General features: G+C 62.0%; 21 protein-coding genes. 11 read left to right on the forward strand and 10 right to left on the reverse strand.

Features of this window, described 5'->3' with window-relative positions; all coding sequences use genetic code 11:
- The first annotated feature begins 207 nt into the window (after positions 1-207).
- The 9 genes from ACFC20_RS08995 to slmA all read left to right on the forward strand — a co-directional run bounded on the left by ACFC20_RS08995 (position 208) and on the right by slmA (position 8,766).
- Positions 208-2,517, forward strand: coding sequence for an LPS-assembly protein LptD (locus ACFC20_RS08995; RefSeq protein ID WP_375192747.1), 2,310 nt, complete (start codon positions 208-210; stop codon positions 2,515-2,517).
- A gap of 64 nt (positions 2,518-2,581) precedes the next feature.
- Positions 2,582-3,922 carry a peptidylprolyl isomerase gene (locus tag ACFC20_RS09000; protein WP_375192699.1) on the forward strand — a complete coding sequence of 447 codons (1,341 nt, stop codon included), beginning with the start codon at positions 2,582-2,584 and terminating at the stop codon, positions 3,920-3,922.
- Positions 3,923-3,946: 24 nt separating this feature from the next.
- Positions 3,947-4,957 carry a 4-hydroxythreonine-4-phosphate dehydrogenase PdxA gene (gene pdxA / locus ACFC20_RS09005; RefSeq protein ID WP_375192700.1) on the forward strand — a complete coding sequence of 337 codons (1,011 nt, stop codon included), beginning with the start codon at positions 3,947-3,949 and terminating at the stop codon, positions 4,955-4,957.
- The gene (rsmA, locus tag ACFC20_RS09010) at positions 4,954-5,784 is read left to right on the forward strand and encodes a 16S rRNA (adenine(1518)-N(6)/adenine(1519)-N(6))-dimethyltransferase RsmA (RefSeq protein ID WP_375192701.1); all 831 of its coding nucleotides are present in this window, start codon (positions 4,954-4,956) and stop codon (positions 5,782-5,784) included. The genes pdxA and rsmA overlap by 4 nt, the downstream gene beginning before the upstream one ends.
- Positions 5,777-6,577, forward strand: coding sequence for a symmetrical bis(5'-nucleosyl)-tetraphosphatase (locus ACFC20_RS09015; RefSeq protein WP_375192702.1), 801 nt, complete (start codon positions 5,777-5,779; stop codon positions 6,575-6,577). Before rsmA ends, ACFC20_RS09015 begins: the two co-directional genes overlap by 8 nt.
- Positions 6,578-6,653: 76 nt before the next feature.
- Positions 6,654-6,980: a DUF423 domain-containing protein gene (locus ACFC20_RS09020; RefSeq protein WP_375192748.1), complete on the forward strand. Its 327-nt coding sequence runs from the start codon at positions 6,654-6,656 to the stop codon at positions 6,978-6,980.
- Between the two features lie 24 nt (positions 6,981-7,004).
- The gene (gene thiS, locus ACFC20_RS09025; RefSeq protein ID WP_375192749.1) at positions 7,005-7,205 is read left to right on the forward strand and encodes a sulfur carrier protein ThiS; all 201 of its coding nucleotides are present in this window, start codon (positions 7,005-7,007) and stop codon (positions 7,203-7,205) included.
- A 74-nt stretch (positions 7,206-7,279) separates the two neighbouring features.
- Positions 7,280-8,089, forward strand: a complete 810-nt coding sequence (locus ACFC20_RS09030; RefSeq protein WP_375192703.1) for a thiazole synthase — start codon at positions 7,280-7,282, stop codon at positions 8,087-8,089.
- Between the two features lie 89 nt (positions 8,090-8,178).
- Positions 8,179-8,766, forward strand: a complete 588-nt coding sequence (slmA, locus tag ACFC20_RS09035) for a nucleoid occlusion factor SlmA (RefSeq protein ID WP_375192704.1) — start codon at positions 8,179-8,181, stop codon at positions 8,764-8,766.
- 470 nt (positions 8,767-9,236) lie between these two features.
- Here the strand turns inward: slmA and ACFC20_RS09040 are convergent, their stop codons facing one another.
- The 3 genes from ACFC20_RS09040 to ACFC20_RS09050 form a co-directional block, all read right to left on the reverse strand.
- A complete protein-coding gene (locus ACFC20_RS09040; protein ID WP_375192705.1) occupies positions 9,237-10,061 on the reverse strand; it encodes an inositol monophosphatase family protein in 825 nt (274 codons plus the stop codon).
- Between the two features lie 56 nt (positions 10,062-10,117).
- Positions 10,118-11,413, reverse strand: a complete 1,296-nt coding sequence (locus tag ACFC20_RS09045; protein ID WP_375192706.1) for a pyridoxal phosphate-dependent aminotransferase — start codon at positions 11,411-11,413, stop codon at positions 10,118-10,120.
- Positions 11,414-11,508: 95 nt separating this feature from the next.
- Positions 11,509-12,825 (reverse strand): substrate-binding domain-containing protein, encoded by a 1,317-nt coding sequence (locus tag ACFC20_RS09050; RefSeq protein ID WP_375192707.1) that lies wholly within the window; start codon positions 12,823-12,825, stop codon positions 11,509-11,511.
- 223 nt (positions 12,826-13,048) lie between these two features.
- Between ACFC20_RS09050 and ACFC20_RS09055 the strand changes: the two genes are divergently transcribed.
- Entirely contained in the window at positions 13,049-13,705 is a 657-nt protein-coding gene (locus ACFC20_RS09055) for a response regulator transcription factor (RefSeq protein WP_375192708.1), read from the forward strand.
- On the opposite strand, the gene ACFC20_RS09060 is transcribed toward ACFC20_RS09055, so the two are convergent.
- The 6 genes from ACFC20_RS09060 to ACFC20_RS09085 all read right to left on the reverse strand — a co-directional run bounded on the left by ACFC20_RS09060 (position 13,638) and on the right by ACFC20_RS09085 (position 21,853).
- Positions 13,638-15,014, reverse strand: coding sequence for a sensor histidine kinase (locus ACFC20_RS09060; RefSeq protein WP_375192709.1), 1,377 nt, complete (start codon positions 15,012-15,014; stop codon positions 13,638-13,640). The genes ACFC20_RS09055 and ACFC20_RS09060 overlap by 68 nt on opposite strands.
- A 74-nt stretch (positions 15,015-15,088) precedes the next feature.
- Entirely contained in the window at positions 15,089-16,195 is a 1,107-nt protein-coding gene (locus ACFC20_RS09065; protein ID WP_375192710.1) for a lipase secretion chaperone, read from the reverse strand.
- Positions 16,196-16,202: 7 nt separating this feature from the next.
- Positions 16,203-17,129 carry an esterase/lipase family protein gene (locus ACFC20_RS09070; protein WP_375192711.1) on the reverse strand — a complete coding sequence of 309 codons (927 nt, stop codon included), beginning with the start codon at positions 17,127-17,129 and terminating at the stop codon, positions 16,203-16,205.
- Positions 17,130-17,258: 129 nt separating this feature from the next.
- Positions 17,259-17,573 carry a DUF3301 domain-containing protein gene (locus ACFC20_RS09075; RefSeq protein WP_375192712.1) on the reverse strand — a complete coding sequence of 105 codons (315 nt, stop codon included), beginning with the start codon at positions 17,571-17,573 and terminating at the stop codon, positions 17,259-17,261.
- Between the two features lie 78 nt (positions 17,574-17,651).
- On the reverse strand, positions 17,652-20,741 hold the full coding sequence (locus ACFC20_RS09080; RefSeq protein WP_375192713.1) for an efflux RND transporter permease subunit: 3,090 nt from the start codon (positions 20,739-20,741) through the stop codon (positions 17,652-17,654).
- On the reverse strand, positions 20,741-21,853 hold the full coding sequence (locus tag ACFC20_RS09085) for an efflux RND transporter periplasmic adaptor subunit (protein WP_375192714.1): 1,113 nt from the start codon (positions 21,851-21,853) through the stop codon (positions 20,741-20,743). The genes ACFC20_RS09080 and ACFC20_RS09085 overlap by 1 nt, the downstream gene beginning before the upstream one ends.
- A gap of 591 nt (positions 21,854-22,444) precedes the next feature.
- Here ACFC20_RS09085 and ACFC20_RS09090 point away from each other — a divergent pair.
- A complete protein-coding gene (locus ACFC20_RS09090) occupies positions 22,445-22,957 on the forward strand; it encodes a DnaJ domain-containing protein (RefSeq protein WP_375192715.1) in 513 nt (170 codons plus the stop codon).
- A gap of 2 nt (positions 22,958-22,959) precedes the next feature.
- Here the strand turns inward: ACFC20_RS09090 and ACFC20_RS09095 are convergent, their stop codons facing one another.
- Positions 22,960-23,745: a secretin N-terminal domain-containing protein gene (locus tag ACFC20_RS09095; RefSeq protein WP_375192716.1), complete on the reverse strand. Its 786-nt coding sequence runs from the start codon at positions 23,743-23,745 to the stop codon at positions 22,960-22,962.
- Positions 23,746-23,763: the final 18 nt, after the last annotated feature.

Here is a 23,763-nt window from a genome sequence, read left to right on the forward strand (position 1 = left end):
GTTAGCAGAGGAGTATAAAGAGGGTAAAACAGTTTTGCAGCGGAGTTTCCGTTAACAAGCCTGCGGGGCACGTGTAAACTAGGCCGCTGTTGATAGGCCCGTCGTCACAGTCACCCGGAACAGGATCCTGCCACCGTGCCACGCCCCCAATACCCACTGCAATCGCCGAATCATCGGTGGCAGAGCCGGTGCGGCCGATGGTTGCTGATGGGTACCCTGGGTGTTGCTGGCAGTGGCCACGCCCAGACGCCACCGTCCGCAGCGGAGATTGACTGGCGGCCCAGGGCCGAGTTGCCGGAAGCGGTACGCGCCGGTCTGCCGGTGTTCTGTGAAGGCGGCTACCTGCCCTCCGATGCGGGCGAGACGCCGGCCGGTGTGTTGCCGGGCGTTGCGGACAGCGAGCAGCCCCTGCATGCCAGCGGCCTGAATGCCCGCTATGAAATCGATCAGGAGCTTTACCTCGAGGGCGACGTACGGCTGCGACAGGGTGGCTTCCAGGTTTCCGGGAGTCAGGCCCGCTACAACCAGGCCGAGGGTGCGGTGTCGGTGCAGGGTCCCCTGGTCAGTCGCGGCGAGGGGTTTCTGCTCACCGGCGAGACCGCCGACTACGACGTGGACAGCGGCCACCTGGACATCAACACGGCGACTTTCCTCCTGCACGGTCCGGAAATGCGGGGTCGCGCAGACCGGTTGTCCCGAATCAGCGAGCAGCAGGTGGTGATCGAGGAGGGACTGATTACCACCTGTGCCCCCGGGCAGAACGATTGGGCCGTTGTCGCCTCGGAGATCCGGCTGGATCGGGCGGAGGGTTTCGGCACGGCCAAACACCTGCGTCTGGAAGTGCTCGACGTGCCGGTGTTCTACTGGCCCTGGGCCAGCTTTCCCATCGACGACCGGCGCAAGACCGGTTTCCTCTACCCTCAATTTGGCTCCTCCAGTGCCGGCAGCGGTGCATTCATTGCGGTGCCTTATTACCTGAACCTCGCGCCGCACTATGACGCCACCCTCACACCCCAATACATCCACGGTCGGGGCCTGTTCAACGAGGTGGAAGGCCGTTACCTCAGTAGCCTGGGGGAAACCACACTGCAGCTGGGTTACATCGGTAACGACAGCGCGTTCGAGGAAGAGAACCCCGGTGAATCGGGTGAGCGCTGGGCGCTGGATGCCACCACCCGGGCCGAGTTTGGCGGCGGCTGGCGCGGGTACGGCGATTTCTCGGTGGTCAGCGACGAAGATTACCTGAGTGACCTGAACCGAAGCCTTGAAATCAACCAGGCGACGCATCTCCAGCGCCGTGGCGGGGTGACCTACCGCAGCGACCAACAGTACCTTGACGCCTACCTGAACGACTACCAGACCATCAGCGACCGGATCTCCAACGCCAACCGGCCGTACGCACAGCTTCCGGAGGTGATTTACGCCGGCGAGGCCAGGGCCGGTGTGGTGGAGGCGAATCTGGAAACCCAGTACACCAATTTCTACCGGGACAACGAAGGGCTCACCGGCCTGGACCGCGCCAACGGCCAGCGCCTGAGGGCGCGGCCGGAACTGGCGTTGCCGATGCGGGCACTGTGGGGCTTCAGTCGCCCCTCCGTGACCCTGGATTACACCCGCTATGAGCTGGAGGATTACACGCTCGGGGATGGCAGCCTGGATCGGACCGTGCCGGTGGCGGAGTGGGATAACGGCCTGTATTTCGATCGCCAGAGTAGCCTGTTCGATGTGCCCTACAACCAGACCCTCGAGCCACGGCTGTATTATGCCTGGGCCGATGCCGAAGCTGACCAGAACGATATCCCGGATTTTGACACCGGCCTGCAGACGTTCCGGTTTGACCAGCTGTTCCGCCCGGACCGGTTTACCGGCGGCGACCGGGTGGGCGACGCCAACCAGTTGACCGTCGCCGTGACCAGCCGTTTCAATGATCTGCTGACAGGGGCTGAGCGGGCCCGGTTCAGTATTGGTCAGGTACAGTATTTCGACGACCGGGAGGTTACCCTGTTTGGCCAGGGTGCCAGTACCCGTAGCCGGTCACCGCTGGCCGGTGAGGTGGTGCTCAATCCGTTGGAGAGTCTGGAGATCCGCTCCTCGGGGCTGTGGGATCCGGACACCGGAAACACCGAAGAGGGCCGTAGCCAGCTGGTGTTCCACACCGATGATTACCGCTACCTGGCATCACTCGGACACACCTACAGCCGCAATGAGCTTGAGCAGTCCGACATTGCCGCGGTATTTCCGGTAACGGACAGTGTCAGCCTGATCGGCCGCTGGGTCTACGACTCGAACCTGGATCGCACGGTGGGGTCTCTGGCGGGACTTGAATACAATAACTGTTGCTGGAGCGTTCAGGTGGTGCATCAGAACTATCTGACCGATGATCGGCAACTGGAAGGGCGGATCCTGTTTCAGGTTCAGTTGAAGGGCCTGGGCGGCAGCGACGGTGCATCTTCCAGTATTTCCCAGGCTATTTACGGTTTCGATGAGCGTGAACGGCGCCGTTTTGGAACTCCCTGATTGAATCCGGGACTAAGGCCCCCACTACGCCAGGAAAGCTCACATTCAATTTGCAGAGGTGATTATGAAGGCGACTCTTCGCCAGGGTGTATACGTGTTACTGGTTGTCCTTGCTGCTCTGGCACCGCTGTCGGTTCAGGCCGAGCGAAAACTGCTCGACCAGGTGGTGGCCATCGTGGACGAGAGCGTCATTCTGCAAAGTGAGCTGGAAGCCCGCATTGGAACTATCACCAGCCGCCTGCAGGCTCAGGGCACCGGCTTGCCGCCCAGGCAGATCCTGGAGCAGCGGGTGCTGGACCAGCTGATCACCGAATCGATCCAGATGCAGATGGCCGAGCGGGCCGGCATGCGCATCAGCGACAATGAACTGAACGAAACCATGGCCAACATTGCCGAGAGTAACGGCATGAGCCTGGCGGAATTCGAGAACCAGCTGGCTGCCGAAGGCGTGACCTATAACCAGGCCCGGGAGCAGATTCGCAAGGAAATGCTCACGAACCGCGTGCAGCAGCGACAGGTGGGAAACCGGGTACGGGTGACCGATCGGGAGGTGCAGAACTACCTCGACAGCCTGGAGGCCCGTGGCGGTAACACTGCCCAGTATCGATTGGCGTACATTCTGATCAGCGTTGACGATCCCAGCGATGAGGCGCAGGTGGATGCGGCCCGGGAGAAGGCGGAACGTCTTCGCAACCAGATCGTGCAAGGCCGGGACTTCCGGGAAGTCGCGGTGGCCGAATCGGATGCCAGCAATGCCCTGGAGGGCGGTGACATGGGCTGGCGGGACGAAGGCCAGTTGCCTTCCCTGGTGGCACCGATCGTACCGGAGCTGGCGGTGGGCGAGCCTTCCCCTGTGCTGGAGAACAACAGCGGTTTTCACCTGGTAATGGTGATGGACAAGCGCGGTGGTGAGCGCCAGCAAATGATCCAGCAGCATCGCGTTCGCCACATTCTGATACGGCCCTCCGAGGCGGTGACCGACGCCCAGGCGGAAACCCGCATCCGTGAGCTTTACCAGCAACTGCAGGACGGGGCCAGCTTCAGCGCCCTGGCCCGCGAGTATTCCGACGATCCTGTTTCCGGTTCCGATGGCGGTAACCTGGGCTGGGTCAGTCCGGGCCAGATGGTGCCGGCCTTTGAGGAGGCAATGCTGGCCGCTGACGTGGGCGAATTCCGCGGGCCGTTCCGCTCCCAGTTCGGTTGGCACATCCTCCAGGTGCAGGAGCGCCGGACTCGTGATATCAGCGCCGAGGTGCGCCAATCAGAGGCGCGCCAGGCGATTTACCGTCGCAAGTTTGAAACCGAATTGCAGAACTGGCTCCGTGAGATCCGGGACGAGGCATTTATCGAGTTCAAGGGCGAATACGCCAACGACAGCGCCTCTGCCGAGGAGCCGGTGTCCTGATGCGGTGGCGCCAGGAGTCTGCCCATGAATAACCCTGTAGTGCTGGCCCTGACTGCCGGCGAGCCCGCCGGCATCGGCCCCGAGCTCTGTCTGCAACTGGCCGGGGAAGAGCGCTCGACCGGTGTCGTGGTCGTCGCCAGCCAGGCGATGCTCGCCGAGCGGGCCCGTCAGGTCGGGCTGACGGTAACGCTGCACCCCTGGCAACCGGGGCAGCCGCCGCGTCTTGCCGCCGGAGAGTTGTCGGTACTGTCGGTGGATGGCTGTTTCAGTCATGTGCCCGGACAGCTCGAGCCCCGCAACAGCGCCTATGTTCTGCGGACTTTGGAAGTAGCTGCCAGAGGCTGCCTGAATGGGGACTTCGACGGCATGGTCACGGCGCCGGTGCACAAGGGCGTGATCAACGATGCAGGCATTGCCTTCAGCGGCCACACCGAGTTCCTGCAGGAGCTCTGTGGCGTGGAGCGGGTGGTCATGATGCTGGCCACCGAGGAACTGCGGGTGGCGTTGGTGACCACCCACCTGCCCCTGAAAGACGTATCCGCAGCAGTGACACCGGAGCGCCTTACCCAGGTTGCCCGAATCCTCAATGCCGACCTGAAGCGTTTCTTCGGCATTGCCCAGCCACGCATTCTGGTGGCAGGCCTGAATCCCCATGCCGGGGAGGGTGGCCACCTGGGCCGGGAAGAGATCGAGGTTATTGAACCTACCCTCAAGCAACTGAGGGCCGAAGGCCTGACGCTGACCGGTCCGTTGCCGGCCGATACGTTGTTTACGCCGCACTGGCTTGATCAGGCCGATGCGGCCCTGGCGATGTATCACGACCAGGGACTGCCGGTACTCAAGTTCCAGGGCTTTGGTCGGGCCGTGAACATCACCCTGGGACTGCCGATCGTTCGGACCTCCGTGGACCACGGTACCGCTCTCGATCTGGCCGGAACCGGGCGCGCCGATGCCGGCAGCCTGCAAACGGCCATCCGGGTTGGATCGCACATGGCCCGCTGCCGCCAATCCGCCAACCAGGAGGCGTCGACGTGAGTAACAAAGCCGGGCACCAGGCACGCAAACGGTTTGGCCAGAACTTCCTGCACGATCCGGGCGTGATCGAGCGTATCGTTCGCTCCATCAATCCCCGGCCGGACGACGCCATCGTGGAGATCGGTCCTGGCCTGGGCGCACTGACCGAGGAAATCCTGGCGGTGAATCCGCGCTTGCAGGTGGTTGAACTGGACCGGGACCTGATTCCGGTATTGCGCACCAAGTTCTTCAACTACCCGGAATTCAGGATTCACGAGGCCGACGCCCTGAAGTTTGATTTCAGCCAGCTGGTGGCCGACCGGCCCCTGCGTATCATCGGCAACCTGCCCTACAATATCTCCACGCCGTTGATCTTCCACCTGTTGGGACAGGCGGGTGTGGTGCAGGACATGCACTTCATGCTGCAGAAGGAAGTGGTGCAGCGCCTGGCCGCGGTACCCGGCGACAACAACTATGGCCGTCTGGGTATCATGGCCCAGTACTTCTGCAAGGTTCAGCCGCTGTTCGAGGTTGGGCCGGGCGCCTTCCGTCCGGCCCCGAAAGTGGATTCGGCCATCGTGAGACTGGTGCCTCACGCCACCCTGCCGCACCCGGCCAAAGATCTGTCGATCCTGCAGTCGGTGGTAAGGACGGCGTTCAACGCCCGCCGGAAAACCCTGCGCAAGGCGCTCGGTGGTCTGGTGTCCGTGGCCCAGCTCCAGAGCCTGGGCATCGACGATGGCCTGCGCCCGGAGAACCTGGCCCTGGCCGACTATGTGGCCATCGCCGACCTGCTGGCGGACGACAAAAGCACAGCCAAACCGGCAAACGAGGTAAGTGATGACTGACTACGCCATTGGCGATATTCAGGGCTGTTACGAACGCCTGCGGGAAGTGCTGGCCAAGGTGGATTTCTCGCCTTCCCGGGACAGGCTTTGGGTAGCCGGTGACCTGATCAACCGGGGGCCGTCGTCCCTGGAAACCCTGCGCTACGTCGAGAGCCTTGGTGATTCGGCGGTGGTGGTCCTGGGCAATCACGATCTGCACCTGCTGGCAGTAGCGCTCGGCGGCCACGAGCCCCGTCGCAAGGATACCCTGAAAGAAATCCTGGAGGCGCCGGACCATGACCGCCTGGTGCACTGGCTGCGGCACCAGCACCTGTGTGTCCACGACGCGGACCGTAATCTGGTGATGGCCCACGCCGGCCTGCCCCATATCTGGTCGGTCAGCCAGGCCCTGGAATGCGCGCGTGAAGTGGAAGCGGTTATCCGGGGTGATGACGCAAGGGAGTATTTCACTCATATGTACGGCAACGAGCCGGAGCGCTGGGATAACAGCCTCTCGGGCATCGGGCGCTGGCGGGTGATCACCAACTACTTTACCCGGATGCGTTTTATCGCCGCCGATGGCACGCTGGAGTTGGCCACCAAGGAGTCGGCTGGCAACGCGCCCGAGGGCTTCGAGCCCTGGTTCAGCTTTCCCCGCAACGACGATGTACAGGTGGTGTTCGGTCACTGGGCCTCCCTGGAAGGGCGCACCGGCAGCGACCGGTTCGTCGGCCTGGACACCGGGTGCGTGTGGGGCGGTGCCCTCACCATGATGAACCTGGACTCGGGAGAGAAGATCCACTGTGACTGCTGAGCCCGTACAACACAGTCCAGCCCGGTTGCTCACGCTGCCTCTGGTGCTGGGCGGCGGCCTGGCGCTGCTTGCTGTGATGGCCGGCGCCTTCGGGGCCCATGGCCTGCGCAGCCTGGTCAGTGAGCGGGGTCTTGAAGTTTTCCAGACTGCCGTCACATATCAAATGTATCACTCCCTGGCGCTGGTGCTGGTGGCCGTCCTGGTCGGGCAGGGCCTTTCGGCCAGACTGCTTTGTTGGGCATCGGGCTTTTTCCTGGCCGGCATCCTGCTGTTCAGCGGCAGCCTGTACCTGCTGGTATTGACCGATATTCGCTGGATTGGCCCGATCACACCCCTGGGTGGCACCTGCTTCATGGTGGGCTGGGTATTGATAATTGCCGCCGGTTTGCGCCGTGTGCGGTGAGCAAGATTGAGGTGAGAACACATGATGCAGGTTCAGGTAAATGGCGATGCGATGGAGCTCCCGGCAGGGGCAACCGTTGCCACGCTGATTGAAAAAATGGCCCTTGCGGGCAAAAGGCTGGCAGTCGAGGTTAACGAAGACATCGTGCCCCGCAGCCAGCACCCGGAATTTACACTGAGCGATGGCGACCGGGTAGAAGTCGTTCACGCCATCGGTGGCGGCTGAACACCCAAGTCGGCCACCTCTTCACCCGTTGCAGCGGTTTTCATTCTCCCGAATCCCGACGATCCAGGAACATTATGACAGACGCACCTGAAACACAGCTCCCCGAAGACAAACCCCTCGAAATTGCAGGGCGTATCTACAAATCCCGCCTGCTGGTGGGTACCGGCAAATACCGTGACATGATGGAAACCGGCCACGCCATCGAAGCCAGTGGCGCCGAGATCGTGACCGTGGCGGTGCGCCGTACCAACCTCGGTCAGAACCCGGACGAGCCTAACCTGCTGGACGTGATCTCCCCGGACAGCTACACCATCCTGCCCAATACGGCAGGCTGTTACACCGCCAAGGACGCCGTGCGCACCTGTAAACTGGCCCGGGAACTCCTCGATGGCCACGATCTAGTAAAGCTCGAGGTGCTGGGGGAGGAGAAAACCCTCTACCCGAACATGACCGAAACCCTGGTGGCCGCCGAGGAGTTGATCAAAGATGGCTTCAAGGTGATGGTCTATTGCTCGGATGACCCTCTGCTGGCCAAGCGCCTGGAGGAGATGGGCTGCGTGGCCATCATGCCCCTGGGTGCCCCCATCGGTTCGGGCCTGGGCATCCAGAACCGCTATAACATCCGGCTGATTGTCGAGAACGCCAGCGTTCCAGTGCTCGTTGACGCAGGTGTTGGCACCGCGTCTGACGCCACCATTGCCATGGAACTTGGCTGCGACGGCGTTCTGATGAACACGGCCATCGCCCAGGCCAAGGATCCGATCCGTATGGCCAACGCCATGCGCCTGGCCATTGAGGCCGGTCGCGAGTCCTATCTGGCGGGCCGAATGCCCAAGAAACTCTACGCCAGCGCCTCATCACCCATTGATGGCACCTTCTTCTGATCTCGGGCACAATCCGGACTATCCATAACCGAGGGCCGGCATAAACGACCGGCCCCGACAACGATAAAACAGAGCGCTGCTGTCCTGCCATGACTGACCAGAAACCCAGTCGCCGCGAGGCGATTCTGCATGCCCTTGTGGAACTCCTGGAGACGGACCCGGGAGCCCGAATTACCACCGCCGGCCTTGCCAAATCCGTCGGGGTGACGGAAGCGGCCCTGTACCGCCATTTTCCCAGCAAGCGGAAAATGTTCGAGGCCCTGATCGAGTTTGCGGAAGATGCCGTGTTCTCCCGCTGCCAGGTGATCCTGCAGGAGCAGGACGATGTGCGCGTGCGCCTACAGCAGCTGGTGCACCTGGTACTGGTTTTCGCCGAACGCAACCCGGGCCTGTGCTGTGTACTGACCGGCGATGCCTTGATGGGCGAGGACGAAACCCTGCGCCGGCGAGCCTCGCAGTTCTTCGAACGCTTGGAAACCCAGGTGCGGCAGATCCTCAAAGAAGGCGAAATCCGCCAGGGGCTGCGGCCCCGGACCACCTCGGCGCGGGGGGCGGATTTTGTGCTGGTGTTCGTGGAGGGGCGGGTTCAGAGGTTTGTCCGGTCTTCGTTTTCCCGGGTGCCTTCTACCGACTTTGACGAAAGTTGGGGGTTGGTTTCGGAAGGCGTTTGGGGCTGAGAGCAGATTAGGTTCGTTTCTTCGTAGCCTGATTGATTTGGCGGTGAGGCGGGGGCAGGAAGGGCTTTCCCGAAACCGCTACGAGCACATCCCTGTGCGCTTGACGTCGGCCATCCATGGCCGCCGACATTTAGGGAAAGCCCTTCCTGCCCCCGCCCTTTCGGACTTATCGATATATCAAAAATGAAAATCAGACCGGCTGGTGCCGCTTGATTCCCTCACCTTTGACTCACCGTAATCGAGTTACTATTCGGTCCGATCCCTGTGCAACATAATTTTGTAGATCCTTTGGTATTCCTCGTAGCTATGCCGGCGGGGGAGGGGAACCTTCTTCCAGGAATGTCGACGGCCAAGGATGGCCGACGTCAAGCGCACATGGATGTGCTCGTAGCGGTTCCTGGAAGAAGGTTCCCCTCCCCTGCCAACCCAAGAGCTAGAAGGCTACGGAAACTCACTCCGTGGCTATAACGTTAGTCATACCCAGAGGCCGACCGAAGGATAGCCCGAACAGGTTCCCATAGGGCTGGCGCCGAGATCAGAATATCGCGCCCCCAGAGGTCGGCCGGGTAGCCGTCTGGCACCTCGCTGAAATGGCCGGCGGTGGCGCCCGCTTCCAGGGCGATCAGGCGGGCGGCGGCGAAGTCCCAGGGGCTGACGTTCTCGTAGTAGATGTCCAGCCGGCCACAGGCCACCCAGCAGATGTCCAGGGCCGCCGAGCCGATGCGGCGGAGGTCGCGGCATTGGTGGATCATGGCGTCCAGACGGCTGATCAGCGGTTCCAGGGCGTCCTTGGTATAGGGGAAACCGGTGGCAAACAGGGCCTCCCTGGGTACCGTGGCCCCGCTGTGGCGGATGGGCCTGTCGTTGAGTGTCGCTCCCTCGGAGCGCGTCGCACGGAAGGTTTCGCGGGAAAAGGGGGCGTGCACTACTCCGACCTGGACCCTTCCCCGCTCGGCGTAGGCAATGGAGACCGCTACCTGAGGATGGCCGTAGGCGTAGTTCACGGTGCCGTCTATGGGGTCAACAATCCAGAGCGGTGTGTCCAGTTCTTCGGCCTGGCTCAAGTCTGGCATGGTCTCCTCGGAGAGGATGCGGTGGCCGGGAAAGCGCTTGCGGATGGACTCCGTGATGAACTCGTCGGCCATCACATCGGCATGGGTCACCAGCTCGGTCTGGTGCTTGTAGTCGGTGCGCAGGGTCTGGCTGTCCCGTTCGCGGCGAATCAGCTCGCCGGCTTCGCGGGCCAGATTCTCGGCAAAATCGGTGATCTCGAGCAGAGAGACTTTGTCAGACATGGCGCCCCCGTTGGTGTCTCGTCAGAGAATAAGAGCGCCAGTCTAACACGCGGGGATCAGAGGCTGTTGAGCCACTGCTCCATCTTGTCCATGGCGGCTACCAGTCGCGGACAGGCCTGATTGACAAAATCGTCGCCCAGCTCCTGGTCTGCGTAGTCGCCGCCGGCCAGGCGCAGGGACTCCGCGCCGTCGAAGTCCACGAACGCCAGGCGGGCGCCGAGGTGGTCCGGTACGAAGCCGAAATCGCTGGCCGGCAAGATGGCCACGCCGGTGTTCTCCAGCAGAGCCTGGCAGAAGGCCTGGCTGGTCTTGATGTCCTTTTTCGCCAGCTTCTCCCGGAACCCGGAGAAATCCGGGAACAGGTAGAAGGCGCCTTCGGGTTTCTGAACCACGGCGCCCATGTCGCTCAGGCGGCGATGCATGTACTCGCCTACCACCTTCAGCACCCGTCGGGACTGGGTCAGGTATTCCTCGATGTCGTCGCCGCCATTGAACGCGGCGATGGCCGCATGCTGGATGGGCGCACTGGTGGCGGTGTAGGTTTCGCTGGCAATGATGGCCATGGCATCCTGCAGCGGCCGCAGCTCGGGCGGGAAGATGAACGTGCCCAGGCGCCAGCCGCCGGCGCCGGCCCATTTACTGAGGCCGGTGCTGATAATGGTGCCCTCCGGATAGTACCGGGCAATGGATTTGTGCTTACCCTCGAAATGCACCTCACCGTAGATCTCGTCCGATAACAGGATCAGCTTGTATTTGCGGGCCACGTTGGCAATCGCCAGCAGCTGATCGTCAGTGTAGGTGCAACCGGTCGGGTTGGACGGGTAGTTGAGAATCAGGATCCGGGGCCGGGACGGGTCGTCGCGGCAGATGATGTCGAGCTCTTCCGCCGTCAGCTGCCAGTTGTTCTCGGCGTGGGTCGGCAGCCAGTGGACCGAGCGGCCGATGATTCTCGCCTGGGGTGCGTAGGACACCCAGCTCGGGCGGGGAATCAGCAGGTCGCCGTAATAGGCCAGCTGTAGCATGAACAGCAGCTCCTTCGAACCCGGGCCAATGAGCACGTCCTCCCAGGTGCAGCGCATGCGTTCGCTGCGATTGATGTAGCCGGCGATGGCTTCCCGCAGGCCTTTCAGGCCCTTTACCGGGAGGTAGTCTTTCTCGTGGGCATGCTCCTGGAGCGCCGCCACCACGCGATCGGGAACCGGGAACGGCGACTGGCCGAGCCCCAGTTTGATGATGTCCTTGCCTTCGGATCGAAGCTGGTTGCTCAGCTCGTTGATGCGAAGGGTGGCCGAGGGCTGGATGCCCCGTACATTCAGGTTGATCGCGTAACGGTGGTCGGTGTGGATGTTCATGGTCCCTGTCTGTTGGTTGGAAGTGACCTCACCAGTATAGAAAACCCCACGGACTCTGTGAGCGCGGCATTGGTAGGTGATTGCCGCAGTGTTGGTCAGCGTTCCTTGATCCAGACTTCCACCCGGCCATTACGGGGACTGCCCTGACCGCCCACTGGCATGTACTGACCGTAGCCGGTGTAAGCAACGTCTGGCACTCCGGTATCCTGCAGCGCCTTGCGCACGGACAGTGCCCGCAGCTCGGAAATCATCTGCGCCCGGAGCTCATGACTCTGGGTGTCGGCAAAACCGATCAGAAGCAGGTCGTCGGCCGAACGGCCCTGGTCTGCGAGATACTGCTGAAGCCGGGTGAGATCCCGCCGGGCCTTGTTGTCGAGTTTGGTGCGCCCCTCGGAGAACCGGAAGTTCACCGTCAGGCGCCGATAGTTGGCGGTCAGGCGCTGGAAGCTTTCGGGTGTGCCGGCATCAAACCGAGGTTTCACTGCCACCGGATTCTGGGATACGAAGCCGGAATCCGCCACCAGAGCCTGGCCATCCGGTCCCAGGGCAAATTCGACCAGTTCCCTCGCCATGGCGGGAGTATCGGAGCCGCCGGTGTACATGAACAGGCGCCTGGAGAGTGGGTAGTCCTCGCTGGCCACGGTCAGCTGGTTCGGTTTCAGTGCCGGTGCTTTACCATCGGAGACCGCCAGCAGTTTGCTGTCACGAACGGAGGCAAGCCCCGAGAAGCCGATGCCGGAGGGATCACGGCTGACATCGTCCGACAGCTGGTCGTTCGACTCGTACCGTAACGCGTCCGGTTGGAGCGAGTAGGTTTTGCCCAGAACCAGGCTTTTGAAGGTGTCCCAGGTGCCGGACCGATCGTCCCGGGCATACAGGCGGATGGGTCGATCGGGGCCGCCCAGCTCCGACCAGTTGCGGATCTGGCCGGAGAAGATCTGCCCCAGGGTGTCGATGCTTACCGCGTTGAGCGGGTTGGAAGGGTGCACCAGAATGGCCAGGCCATCGATCGCGATGACGTGCTCGCTGTCCGGGCTTGTCAGGTCGGCGCGAGACTGGAACGCCTCGGCTTCCGAAGGTTTGACCGGGCGCGATGAGGCCCAGACATCGGCCTGCCCGGACGCCAGCGCCTTGAAGCCCGTGCTGGAGCCGTGGGCTGCTACCAGAACGCTCACCTTGCCGTTACCGGTTTGTACCAGGAGTTCCTTTTCGTTTTCCAGGCCGTTGCCCCTGGCCACGACCGGCCCGTCACCGATGCGCTCAAGGTAGCCACTCACCAGCATCGGCGCGAGGGTTGCGCCAACGGTGTTGGAGCCGTGGATTTCCAGTTCGTAGGCCTGGGCGACTGGGGCCAACAGGAAACCAGCCAGAAGGGCGTACAGGCCGACAGTTGTCGGTTTGGCTACTCGCATCGTATCGAAACCTTATGCAGGACAGTTGGTTAGGGAAGAGCTTGCTGGCTGACAAGAATGCTGCAGTTATATGACAGGCATGTTTCAGGAGTCCGGGTAGGCGTGCCAGAGGAGGCAGCTTTGTGTAAAAAACTGTTAAGCAGGCCGCGGCGCGGGCCCACGGGCTGCCTTATAGTGGAGGCGCCGCGGTAACAAAAACAAACACAGCGGGAAGAGGCACAGTATGCAAGCCACACCATCACGGCCAATGCCATCCGCGCGCCCGGAGCCGCCGTTGCCGCTGGGCAAGGTGCTGCTGGTTGATGACCACGCCCTGTTTGCCCAGGGACTGGCCGGTTTACTGAAACAGGAGAGCCTGGCTGCGGAGATTTTCACCGCCCCCACCGTTGAGGCGGCCACCCTTCTATTGGCGCGCCATCCGGACTTTCAGTTGATCCTCCTTGATGTTGCCCTGGAGGGAGAAACGGGATTGGCGTTGTTGCCAAGACTGGCGCCCAGCCCCCAGGCGCCTCCGGTGGTCATCATTTCAAGCAGTGATGACGCCGGCGCGGTTCAGGCTGCCCGGGCAGCCGGTGCCCGTGGTTTTCTGGCCAAATCCGCTGGTCGCGCAGCGCTGGTTCGCATGGTACGGGCCGTTATACGGGGCGACGGCTATTTCCCCGGGGGCGTTGCCCCGTTAGGGTCGGATATGCCGCTCACGCCCCGACAGCTGGACGTGCTTTTGCTACTGGCTCAGGGCTTTCCCAACAAACGCATCTGCCAGAGCCTGAACCTCACCGAGCACACCGTGAAAACCCATCTGAAAGCAATCTTCACCCAACTGGGCGTGCATAACCGGACGGAATGCGTGAATCTGGCTCGCGAGCGGGGCTGGCTGTAACCGCAGGCAGACGGACCCAGAAGATGGCGCCACCCTCCGGCCGTGACCTGGCGCCACAACTGCCGTGCATCAAGGCGATAAACTCCCGCACAATGGTCAGCCCCAGGCCCAGTCCCGGGCACTCGCTGGACCCGTGCCCACGCACGTAGGGCAGGAACAGGCTGTCCTTGAGTTCGGCCGGCAGCCCCCGGCCATCGTCCGAAACCTCCACAGTCACCTGGCCGGCTTCGACGCTGGCCTGCAGGCGGACCCGGCGACCACCGCTGTGCTCCAGCGCATTGAAGACCAGATTCTGCAATACCCGGAACAGCAGGCTGGGGTCGGCCACCACCTGGTGATGGCCTGACTCATGGTCAACCTCCAGAGCCATGCATTCCCGGCTCTGAGAATCGGCGACCAGATCCTCCAGGTCCTGATAGAGCCCTGCCAGGCGAACGGGCTGCAGTTCCGCCGTAATCATGCCCTCGTTCAGCCGTGCACTGTCGAAGACGGTGCTCAGCAGTCGCCGGAGGTGCCGGACCCGGTCCCGCAACTGCCCGGCGACGGAGTCCGGACCCGGGGCCAGCGTCTGCAGTGTGATATCAATGACATTGAGAGGTTGCCGGAGATCGTGGCTGGCGGCGGTGATCAGCTCGGTCTTGCGCTGGCTTTCCTCGCGGGCCGCGTGGTGCAGGTGTTTGAGCAGCTGGCGATCCAGAAAGTGTGCCCGGTGCCGGTACTCACTGGTCCAGGCCCCGATCATGCCGATCACGTTGGCAGTCGCCAGGAAAAACAGGTTGATGAGCAGGTCGCCGGCTGGCTCGGCGGTCCAGAGTTCTACCAGTAGGTAACTGGCCACCAGCACCCAGGACACCAGAGAGGCGCTGAGAAACGGCAGGCCCATGGCGAAATACCCGAACATCAGCATCAGAATCATGCCTTCGTACGGCAGCGGGAAAGCCATGGATCGGGCCACGCCGATGATGGCAACCACGCACAGCCCGCCGACCAGATACGCTGCCAGATAGATGTGCTCAAACACCCGGTCGGACGGCGTGGGTCGGTAGGCCAGCCATACTACTATTGCGATCACAGGGCAGGTAATGGCCAGGCGAATGGATACCGTCACTCTGGCCAGGTCCGGGGGCAGGGTGACCAGATCCATGCCGGCGTAAACCAGGAACAGCAAAAATCCGGCGATAGACACCGGCCGGGCCCGCTGCCGAATCAGGGCGGCCCGGGCCAGCCGGTAGGGGGCTTCGAGCGCCGGCTCAAAACGCAGGTAGCCGAACCCGGACGCCTGCTGCTTTCTGATCTGCTCGGTATCCATGACCATTTCCGTGCCATCGTTACCGGGATTGTATCCGGCCGGCCCCGAGAGTTTCGGGAGTCCCCGCACATTCCTCAGCTGTTGCCGAGCATCTTCAGACGCGCCCAGGTCCGGTCCTGTTCATCCGGAAAATACTGCTCCAGAAGGTTTTCCCGATGGCGATCACGATCGGCCGCCGAGAGACCGGAAGTGTCTTCTTCGTTCATGGCCTGCCGGAAGTCCTCGAACCGGCCTTCGAAGCGTTCCCGGTTCTCCAGATAGTTCACCACGCTGGTGACTTCCTCGGCCGGCAGCCCCAGCTCGGCAAGGCGCTCGCCGGCATCGGAGGGTGAGCCAGCGGCGTCGATGGCCGCGACCCGGGCCTGCTGTTGACGGGTGCTGGCATGCAGGCGTTGTTCGGTGTTGCGGATTTGTTCCGGTAACTGGTTGCGATGCCATTCGATCAGTGCCTGTTTGCCCTGGCTGCTGAGGTCGTTCCGCTGCTGGATGGCCAGGCCGGCCAGGGTGTATTCACTGTAGGCTTCCTCCAGGCCGAAGAAGGCCTGGTGGGCTTCGGTATCGAAGGTGGTTTGTCGTAGCTGCTTGAGTCTGGCCAGCGCATCGCCCAGCGCACGCAGCTGATAGGAGGGGTCCTCCCGCAGGGCGGGATCCAGTTCGGTCTGCATCACAGAGAGCGCCGACTGCTTGTAGGCCAGGTACTGGTCGAGCAGTTCCAGGGCCCGGCTGGCGGCGGCCTCAGGCAGATGGGTGCGAGCCATTGACTCAATCTGGCCAATGGCGGTCTCCGGAGACACTTCCCCGACCGTGCTGAGGAAGTAATCAAAGAAATCGCGAACCCTCAGATCGACCACCAGTTGGCCGTTGGCATCGGCCCTGAGCACACCGTCGATCTGGGTGCCCGCCAGGGACGGAGCGAAAGGCTCGGGCCCGAGGGACTGCGGTGTCTGGTATTGCTCTTCCTGTGTGGGTTCAGGGGCTGGCGCGGGCTGACGCTGATCGTTGGTGCCGGCACTGGCATTCACCGGGGCAGATGATTGGTCCGATGCCTGAGTGCCAGTGGTTGGCTGGTGATTGTCCGGGGGAAGGGTCGGCTGCATGTACCAGAAGGCACCGCCGACCAGAACGGTCGACAGTGCCCCGGCAATCAGCCATCGAGGGAAATCGATGGTTCTTGCTTTCATCGGAACCTCACAACCCGCGGTTTTTCAGCCGGTTAGCCTGGGTGCGGTAGAGTGTGACGGGGTTGGTCCAGAGCGAACGGGCGCCCAGGAGGTGATTGATGGCATCCACGTGGTTCATGTCGTAGTGGGTGCCGATCACATTGCCCATCATGGTGGAGCAGACGCCGACCAGGCCATCGTTGGGCTCGCTGCCGAAGGCCAGCGAGGTGATGCCCAGGAACGGATCGGTGATGTCGAAGACGTTGGTCCAGACGCCCCGGCCTGTCCACGAGAAGAACTTGACGCGGTTACCGTTGATCCACACGTCTTCACTGGTACCGGCACAGTTGTAGCGGTTTACGCCTTTCCAGCCCAGGGCATTGTTCAGGCTGGTGGTGCCGGGTGTGGTGAGCGTTTCAAGGGCGGCCAGGCCATCCTGAGGGTTGCTGGCGCCAGACAGGGCGTTGATCAGCTCACCCAGGGCGTTGGCAATGGCATCGGCCCCGCCTTCAACGTAACTGCCCGGCGGAATGATGCCACGGATAACATCCGCCACTTTCGAGCCCTTGTTGACGCCGTCGATCGACGTAATCGAGGCGATCCGGTGGGGGATCAGGGCGGCGGCAACCCGGGAGGTCGGTGCCCCTTGGCTGTGGGCCATGAGGTTGACCTTGGAATGCCCCAGGGTATTGATGTAGTTGGCCAATTGCTGGCCCCGCTGTTCACTGCTGTTCACGAAGGAAACGCTGGCGGAATACACCCTCGCGCCGCTTCGTTCGAGGTTCCAGGGAATGGTGTGGAAATAGTTGATCAGGCCACCGATGGTGTTGAAACCGGTGACGCCATGAACCAGCACGATCGGATGTCGGGTCTGGGTGTAGCTGGCGTGACTGAAAAATGAGACTGACAGCAAGGCCAGCCCCAGCATGATTGCTGCGGTAAGTCGGGAACGCATGTTTGACTCCTGTTGTTTTTGTTGACGGCCACGTGAGTTGGCCGACGGTCGTCGATGCGTTGTCGATTATTCGTGCAGATGCGGTGTTGAGAAATCGCCCAAATGGGGGAGGCCGGGTACCGGGGGGAGTCAGGAAAACCGGTGTGGTTCCAGTTCCATGTGCTGGATGCGCTGTCCCAGCATGATGATGCGGCCGGTATAGCGTTCCTCACCGGTGGAGGTGAAATCGAACAGGAACCGCCGCCACACCCGAAGCCGGCCCTGTTCGTCGCGCTTGAACCAGAGCCCGCGCAGAAAGACGGCGTCGTCGAGCAGCATGACATCCATGCTGTTGCAGTAGCGGTGTGCGGCCTGGAGCACGAAATCCTTGATGGCCTTGGCGCGCCACCAGTACCAGACAGCGAAGCCGGCCACGAACAGCCAGAACAGGGTTCCGAGAGTCACAGCGTTGTTTTGCCTTTTTGCAACCGGGGTACAAAAAGCCCGGCACACAGAGTTGTGGCCGGGCCCTGATTCATTAGTCTAGTGTGCCGGAGCGGCTTTGTCCTGACTCTCTCCGCCGTTGCCATACTCTTCAGCGGCAGTGCCGTGATGATCACGGCCGAGCAGAATGTAGAACGCCGGCAGCACGAAGATGGTGAACAGCGTGCCAATGCCCAGGCCGGCACTGATGGTCAGGCCGATGGCGAAACGGCTCTCGGCGCCCGGGCCGATGGCAATCAGCAGCGGCACCATCGCAAAGATAAGCGCCAGCGAGGTCATGATGATGGGCCGCAGCCGGATGGCGGCCGCTTCCACCACCGCGTCAAACTTGTTGAGCCCCCGCTCTTTCTGCAGCTGGTTGGCGAATTCCACGATCAGGATGCCGTTCTTGGACACCACCCCGATCAGGGTAATGAGCCCCACCTGGGTGTAGATGTTCATGGAGGCGAACCCGAGCACAATGAACGCCATGGCACCGGCCACCGACATGGGGACGGACACCAGGATGATGAACGGATCACGCCAGCTCTCGAACTGCGCCGCCAGCACCAGGTAGATCACCAGCAGTGACAGGAAGAAGGTCACCATCAGGGCGCTGCCCTGGGTGGCCAGCTGTCGGGTCTGGCCGGTGTAGTCGTAGCTGAAGCCCTGGGGCAACACCTCGGCCGCGGTCTGCTCCATGAAGTCCATGGCGGTCCCCGCCGCCACCCCGGGCATGACAACGCCCTGGAGCGTCAGCGAGTTCTGCTGGTTGAACTGGGTGCGGTTCGATGGCTCCACGTCCCGGGTGAAACTGACCACGCTGCCCAGGGGCACCAGTTCGCCATTATCGGCCCGGATGTAGTAATCGTTCAGCGCCTGGGCGTCCAGCCGGAACTGCTGGTCCACCTGTGGAATCACCTGGTAAGAGCGGCCTTCCATGCTGAAGCGGTTGATGTAGCCGCCGCCGAGCATGCTCGACAGACTCTGGCCGACGTCCTGCATTGAAAGACCCAGGTCGGCAACCCGGTCCCGGTCGACATTGATGCGGGTAATGGGCCGGTCGAAGTTGATGGACTTCTGCAGGAACATGAAGTTGCCGCTGGCCATGGCCTTGCCGAGCATTGCATCGGCCACCTGATTCAGCTGCTCGTAGCTGCTGCCCGTGGTGATCACGAACTGGAACGGCAGGCCGCCGCCCGAGCCCGGCAGGGACGGACGGGGGAATACGGCGGTCTGCAGGCCGGTCACCTTCTTGAGTTCGGCATCGAGCAGCGGCTGGGCCTCAAACTGGCTGATCTCACGCTGGCTCCAGGGCGCCATCTTGAAACCGCCAAATACCGCATTGGGGCCGGTAATGCCGATGATCTGGAAATCCTCGTTGTAGCCCGGGACGGTTTCCATGCGCTCCTGGATCTCGTTGCCGTGCTCAAGCAGGTAATCCAGGGTAGAGGTCTGTGGCCCGAGGCCCTGGTAGAACAGGATGCCCTGGTCTTCAGTCGGCGCCAGTTCGTTCTGGCTCATGGTCACCATGAAGTAGATGGAGCCCAGAACCACCACGGCAAAGAAGATAACCACTGACTTGGTCTGCATCAGTGAGCTGAGCGCCCGCTTGTAGCTCGCTGCCAGGCCGTTGAAGGTTTTCTCCACCAGGCTCTCGAAGCGCCCCGGGTTGCCGTGGGGCTTGAGCACCTTGCCCGAGAGCATCGGTGAGAGGGTCAGTGCCACGATCCCGGAAATCACCACGGTGCCGGCAAGGGTGAAGGCAAATTCGGTGAACAGGGACCCAACCAGCCCACCCATGAAGCCGATGGGTGCGTACACTGCCACGAGGGTAGTGGTCATGGCGATGATCGGCACCGCCATTTCACGGGCGCCGTGAATGGCTGCCTCGAAGCGGGATTCGCCCTGCTCGATGTGGCGATGAACGTTTTCCACCATGATGATGGCGTCGTCCACCACCAGGCCGATGGCAAGCACCATGGACAGCAGGGTCAGCAGGTTCAGGGAAAACCCGAACATCAGCATGATAAAGGCGCCGCCAACCAGTGACAGCGGCACCGCCACAGAAGGTACCACCGAGGCTCGAATGGAACCGAGGCACAGGAACACAACCACCAGAACGATCACCAGGGCCTCTAGCAGGGTCTTGATGACCTCGTTGATGGAGTCCTCGATGAAGTCGGACGCATCGTAGGCCAGGCGAACTTTCAGGCCGTCCGGCAGCTGGCTCTCAATGTCGGGGAGCTGGTCCTTCACCAGGCCAGCCACGGTCAGCGGGTTGGCTCCCGGGGCAAGCTCAATGGCCACGTAGGTGGCAGGCTGGCCCTTGTACAGCGCCAGCTGGTTGTAGGTTTCGGAGCCGAGCTCCACGCGGGCAATGTCCTGCAGGCGAATCTGGGTACCGTTGGCCTGTTTCACCACCAGGTTCCGGAACGCGTCCGGGTCGGCCACGTCGGTGTCGCTGGTCATGCTGATTTCGGTGTAGGTGCCTTTGGTGTTACCCACGGCCGCTTGATAGTTGTTGGCACGAAGCCGTGCCACCACTTCCTGCGGGGTCATGTCCACCGCCGCCAGGCGTTCCGGGTCCAGCCATACCCGCAGGGCAAACTTCCGGCCCAGCAGTTCCGCCTTGCCGACGCCGGACAGCGCCTGCAGACGGGGCTGCACCACTCGGGTCAGGTAATCGGTAATCTGGGGAACGGCCAGCTCTTCACTGTAGAACGCGATGTACATCAGCGCCGTGGAGTCGCCGGTGGTGGAGGTGATGACCGGATCCTGGGCCTCCGCCGGCAGCACGTTGCGCTGGCTGGCCACCTTGGCCTGAATCTCTGCCAGCGCCGCATTGGCGTCGTAGTTCAGGATCATCTTCGCTTCGATGGTCGAAGTGCCCTGGGAACTGGTGGACGTGAGGTAATCAATGCCGCTGGCCTCGGCAATGGCCTGCTGCAGCGGCGTGGTGATGAACCCCTTGATCAGGTCCGAGCTGGCACCGGGGTAGGCAGTGGTGACCGTCACCGTGGTGCTTTCAAGCTCCGGGTACTGCCGTATCTCCATTTCCATGGCGGCCCTGGCGCCAAGGAGCAGGATCAGCAGGCTGACCACCGTGGCCAGTACCGGCCGGTGGATGAAGATATCGGTGAAGCGCATTACTCAGACGCCTCCTGCTTGCTGTCCTGCGACTCGCTGCTCTCCTGGATGGTGACCTTCTGGCCGGCACGCAGACGCAGGAGGCCCTTGGAAACCACGGTTTCGCCGGCTTCCAGCCCGGACAGGATGGCCACGCGGGTGTTGCGGGTCTCGCCGGTAGTAACCGTGCGCCGCTCAACCACCAGCTCGCCGTTGTCGTTTTCCGCGACCACAAACACGAAATCGCCGTAGGTGTTGTAGGAGATGGCGGTGCGCGGCACAGTTACCACCTCATTATCTTTTGGCTGCTGGGTCAGCACCGTGGCAAACATACCCGGGCGCAGCAGATTGGCCGGGTTCTTGAGGGTTGCCCGGATGCGAACGGTACGGGTTTCCGGATTGACCGAGGTATTGATGGCGCTGACGGTGCCCTTGAACTGCTGCTCAGGCACGGCTGCGACCGTTGCGATCACCGGATACCCGGTGTCGATGTCCGGCAGATTCTTTTCCGACAGGGTGTAATCCACGTAAATCGGATCAAGCATGTTGATCTCGACAATCGGGGTGCCGGTGGCAATGTATTCGCCCTGATCCACCATACGGATACCGAGGGTGCCGTCGAAGGGAGCCCGGATGATCTTCTTGCTGAGCTGTGCTTCGGCTTCATTGACCCGCGCGCGGGCAGCGTCGAAGTTGGCTTTGGCTTCGTCGTACTGGGACTGGGAAACGGCGCGTTTGGGCAGCAGGTCAGATACACGCTTGAATTCCTGTTCCGCCAGTTGCGCTTCGGCCCGTCGCGTGCGCAGCGCGGCTTCGTCGATGGCCGAATCGATCCGGATGAGTACGTCACCCTGCTTGACCACGTCACCGGACTCGAAATTGATGGTTTCAATCACGCCGGGCACTTCGTTGGCCACCTCGATGCCGTTGATCGCTTCCACACTGCCAACGGCCTTGATGGCAGGTGTCCAGCTCTCGGTGCGGGCTTCGGTGGCGGAGATCTGGGCGGGCGGCTGGGGCTGGGACATCTGCTCCTGCATCTGGCCGAACTGGTAGAACTTGTAGCCGAAGATGCCCCCAAGCACCACGCCAAGAAAGATAATGACAATCACAAAGCGGGAAGCAGTACGCATAGGTCGGGTCCTGGAAATCTTTGTCCAGTCTGGGCGCTGCAACAGTGTCGGGATTCAGGGGAGGCGGGTGATCTGCGTTCCCTTGCCGATCCATTACACGACAGACTGATTGAATACGGGAATCATTCACGTGTGACGAAACATAGCATCCTACAAAAATACGATTGCTATTGTCACCGGGTTGTAGGTATTTCTATCTAGTGTCCCGTCTGGCTAATTCCTCAATCTACTGCTTGCCTCTGGGGACTCTGACCAAGGCGCCAGTCTGCAGATGTGGTGGTTCCACATCAAGGACTGGCAACACCGGCTCAGAGTCCCCAGAGGCAAGCCCTTCGGGAGCTTCTGAAAAGCCGAAAAGCGTCGTTCTGCTGGCTCGATTTGGAACCACCAAACCTTCACCAGCACGCCTAGCTCTTCGGCTTTTCAGGCGCTCAGTAGGTTAAGGAATTAGCCAGACGGGACACTAGTCTGGCCTGCCGATCTTGCCGTATTGCGAGGGGCTTTGGCCAGTACCGTTTTTCCACCGGGGTGCTGGTAATCTAATGGTTGTCGGTGACAGAATTACGACGGCATTCAGAGTAGGGATCAACCATGCAGTGGATTCTGGGAATCGCATTGGCCGCGGCGGTGTTTGTGATTCTTAAGCAGTGGGGCGCCTTGACGGCAGAAAAGAAGAAGGCGGCCATCTGGAAAATTGTCCTGGTGGTGGGCGGTGCACTGCTGGTCTTCATGGTGCTCACCGGCCGGGTTCACGTGCTGACAGCGGCCGTGGCAGCGGTCATTCCACTGTTGCGAAAGTTGCCGGCTCTCTTGAAGTACGCGCCTGCCATCAGCCGCCTTTTTGGCGTCGGGGACAGCGAGGGCGCCCGGGGAGAAGATCCCTTTGGCCGAAGGCAAGACTCCGGGGTTCCGGCAACCGACCGTATGTCGGTGCGAGAAGCCTGCGACATCCTGGGCGTAGACGAGGATTGTCCGGAGCAGGATATTGTCATGGCGCACCGGCGGTTAATGCAGAAACTCCATCCCGATCGCGGCGGCAACGATTACCTGGCGGCCAAGCTAAACGAGGCCAAGCAGGTGCTGCTGGCCCGGCGCAAAACCTGATCTCAGGGCAGGAGCTCCACTCTCACTTCAAAGCTGCGGTTGTCTGAGCGGCTGCTGTTCACCTGGTAGGTGATGCCGCTTCGTTGCTGAGATCTGCGGGTACTGGTGCTGCCGAGGCTGACCCATTGGCCCGGTTCCACCCTGCGAACGGTCACCAGTGCCTCGGTTTCATAGCCCTCGATCGATGCCGGGTCCTCCTCGAATGACACGATGCTCAGCTCCACCGCCTGGTCGGAAATGACCTGGGGGCTTACCAGGAAGCCGCTGCGTGTTTCCACCTGTTGCAGAAATGCCGCGGGATTTCTTCCGCCCTGAATGGCCACAGGCAGGGTGCGGATCTGGCCAGAGGTGATGTGGGCAGACTGGCCGTCCTGCATCACCAGGCTCCGCTCCTGGTTCTGTCCAGTAGTAGTCACCCGGCGTTCAGCGCCGATGCCAACCTGGTCGTTGGTCACCGATACGCCCGCGCCCGAGCGCTTGCCGCCGCTGTCGGTGCTGGAGCGAACAGTGATCCGCAGCTGCACCGGCGCCACGTCCAGGGTCTCCACCAGAGTGCCAATCTCGTCGAGCAGGTCCGGCTGACCGCGCACGATCAACTGCTGCCCCCGGGCAATAACGGTGACGGGCGATCCCTGGTAGAGGTTCTCAACCTGCCTGGCGACCTCCTCGCCAGCCCGGTTATTCAACTCGTAGGTCCGCGTTTCCGCCCGGGCCGTGGCCGGCCCGGTGGCCAGGAAGAGAGCCCAAACCAGAACCAGCAGTGAGATGAAACGTTGCGGTGAAACCATCAGTGTCTGCTCCCGATC

The organism is Marinobacter sp., assembly GCF_041984545.1.
Taxonomy (GTDB): Bacteria; Pseudomonadota; Gammaproteobacteria; order Pseudomonadales; family Oleiphilaceae; genus Marinobacter.

Coding starts and splice junctions, on each gene's coding strand:
- ACFC20_RS08995 (WP_375192747.1), top strand. CDS start 208: ATGGGTACCCTGGGTGTTGCTGGCAGTGGCCACGCCCAGACGCCACCG.
- ACFC20_RS09000 (WP_375192699.1), top strand. CDS start 2,582: ATGAAGGCGACTCTTCGCCAGGGTGTATACGTGTTACTGGTTGTCCTT.
- pdxA (WP_375192700.1), top strand. CDS start 3,947: ATGAATAACCCTGTAGTGCTGGCCCTGACTGCCGGCGAGCCCGCCGGC.
- ACFC20_RS09015 (WP_375192702.1), top strand. CDS start 5,777: ATGACTGACTACGCCATTGGCGATATTCAGGGCTGTTACGAACGCCTG.
- ACFC20_RS09020 (WP_375192748.1), top strand. CDS start 6,654: ATGGCCGGCGCCTTCGGGGCCCATGGCCTGCGCAGCCTGGTCAGTGAG.
- thiS (WP_375192749.1), top strand. CDS start 7,005: ATGCAGGTTCAGGTAAATGGCGATGCGATGGAGCTCCCGGCAGGGGCA.
- ACFC20_RS09030 (WP_375192703.1), top strand. CDS start 7,280: ATGACAGACGCACCTGAAACACAGCTCCCCGAAGACAAACCCCTCGAA.
- slmA (WP_375192704.1), top strand. CDS start 8,179: ATGACTGACCAGAAACCCAGTCGCCGCGAGGCGATTCTGCATGCCCTT.
- ACFC20_RS09040 (WP_375192705.1), bottom strand. CDS start 10,061: ATGTCTGACAAAGTCTCTCTGCTCGAGATCACCGATTTTGCCGAGAAT.
- ACFC20_RS09045 (WP_375192706.1), bottom strand. CDS start 11,413: ATGAACATCCACACCGACCACCGTTACGCGATCAACCTGAATGTACGG.
- ACFC20_RS09050 (WP_375192707.1), bottom strand. CDS start 12,825: ATGCGAGTAGCCAAACCGACAACTGTCGGCCTGTACGCCCTTCTGGCT.
- ACFC20_RS09055 (WP_375192708.1), top strand. CDS start 13,049: ATGCAAGCCACACCATCACGGCCAATGCCATCCGCGCGCCCGGAGCCG.
- ACFC20_RS09060 (WP_375192709.1), bottom strand. CDS start 15,014: ATGGATACCGAGCAGATCAGAAAGCAGCAGGCGTCCGGGTTCGGCTAC.
- ACFC20_RS09065 (WP_375192710.1), bottom strand. CDS start 16,195: ATGAAAGCAAGAACCATCGATTTCCCTCGATGGCTGATTGCCGGGGCA.
- ACFC20_RS09070 (WP_375192711.1), bottom strand. CDS start 17,129: ATGCGTTCCCGACTTACCGCAGCAATCATGCTGGGGCTGGCCTTGCTG.
- ACFC20_RS09080 (WP_375192713.1), bottom strand. CDS start 20,741: ATGCGCTTCACCGATATCTTCATCCACCGGCCGGTACTGGCCACGGTG.
- ACFC20_RS09085 (WP_375192714.1), bottom strand. CDS start 21,853: ATGCGTACTGCTTCCCGCTTTGTGATTGTCATTATCTTTCTTGGCGTG.
- ACFC20_RS09090 (WP_375192715.1), top strand. CDS start 22,445: ATGCAGTGGATTCTGGGAATCGCATTGGCCGCGGCGGTGTTTGTGATT.
- ACFC20_RS09095 (WP_375192716.1), bottom strand. CDS start 23,745: ATGGTTTCACCGCAACGTTTCATCTCACTGCTGGTTCTGGTTTGGGCT.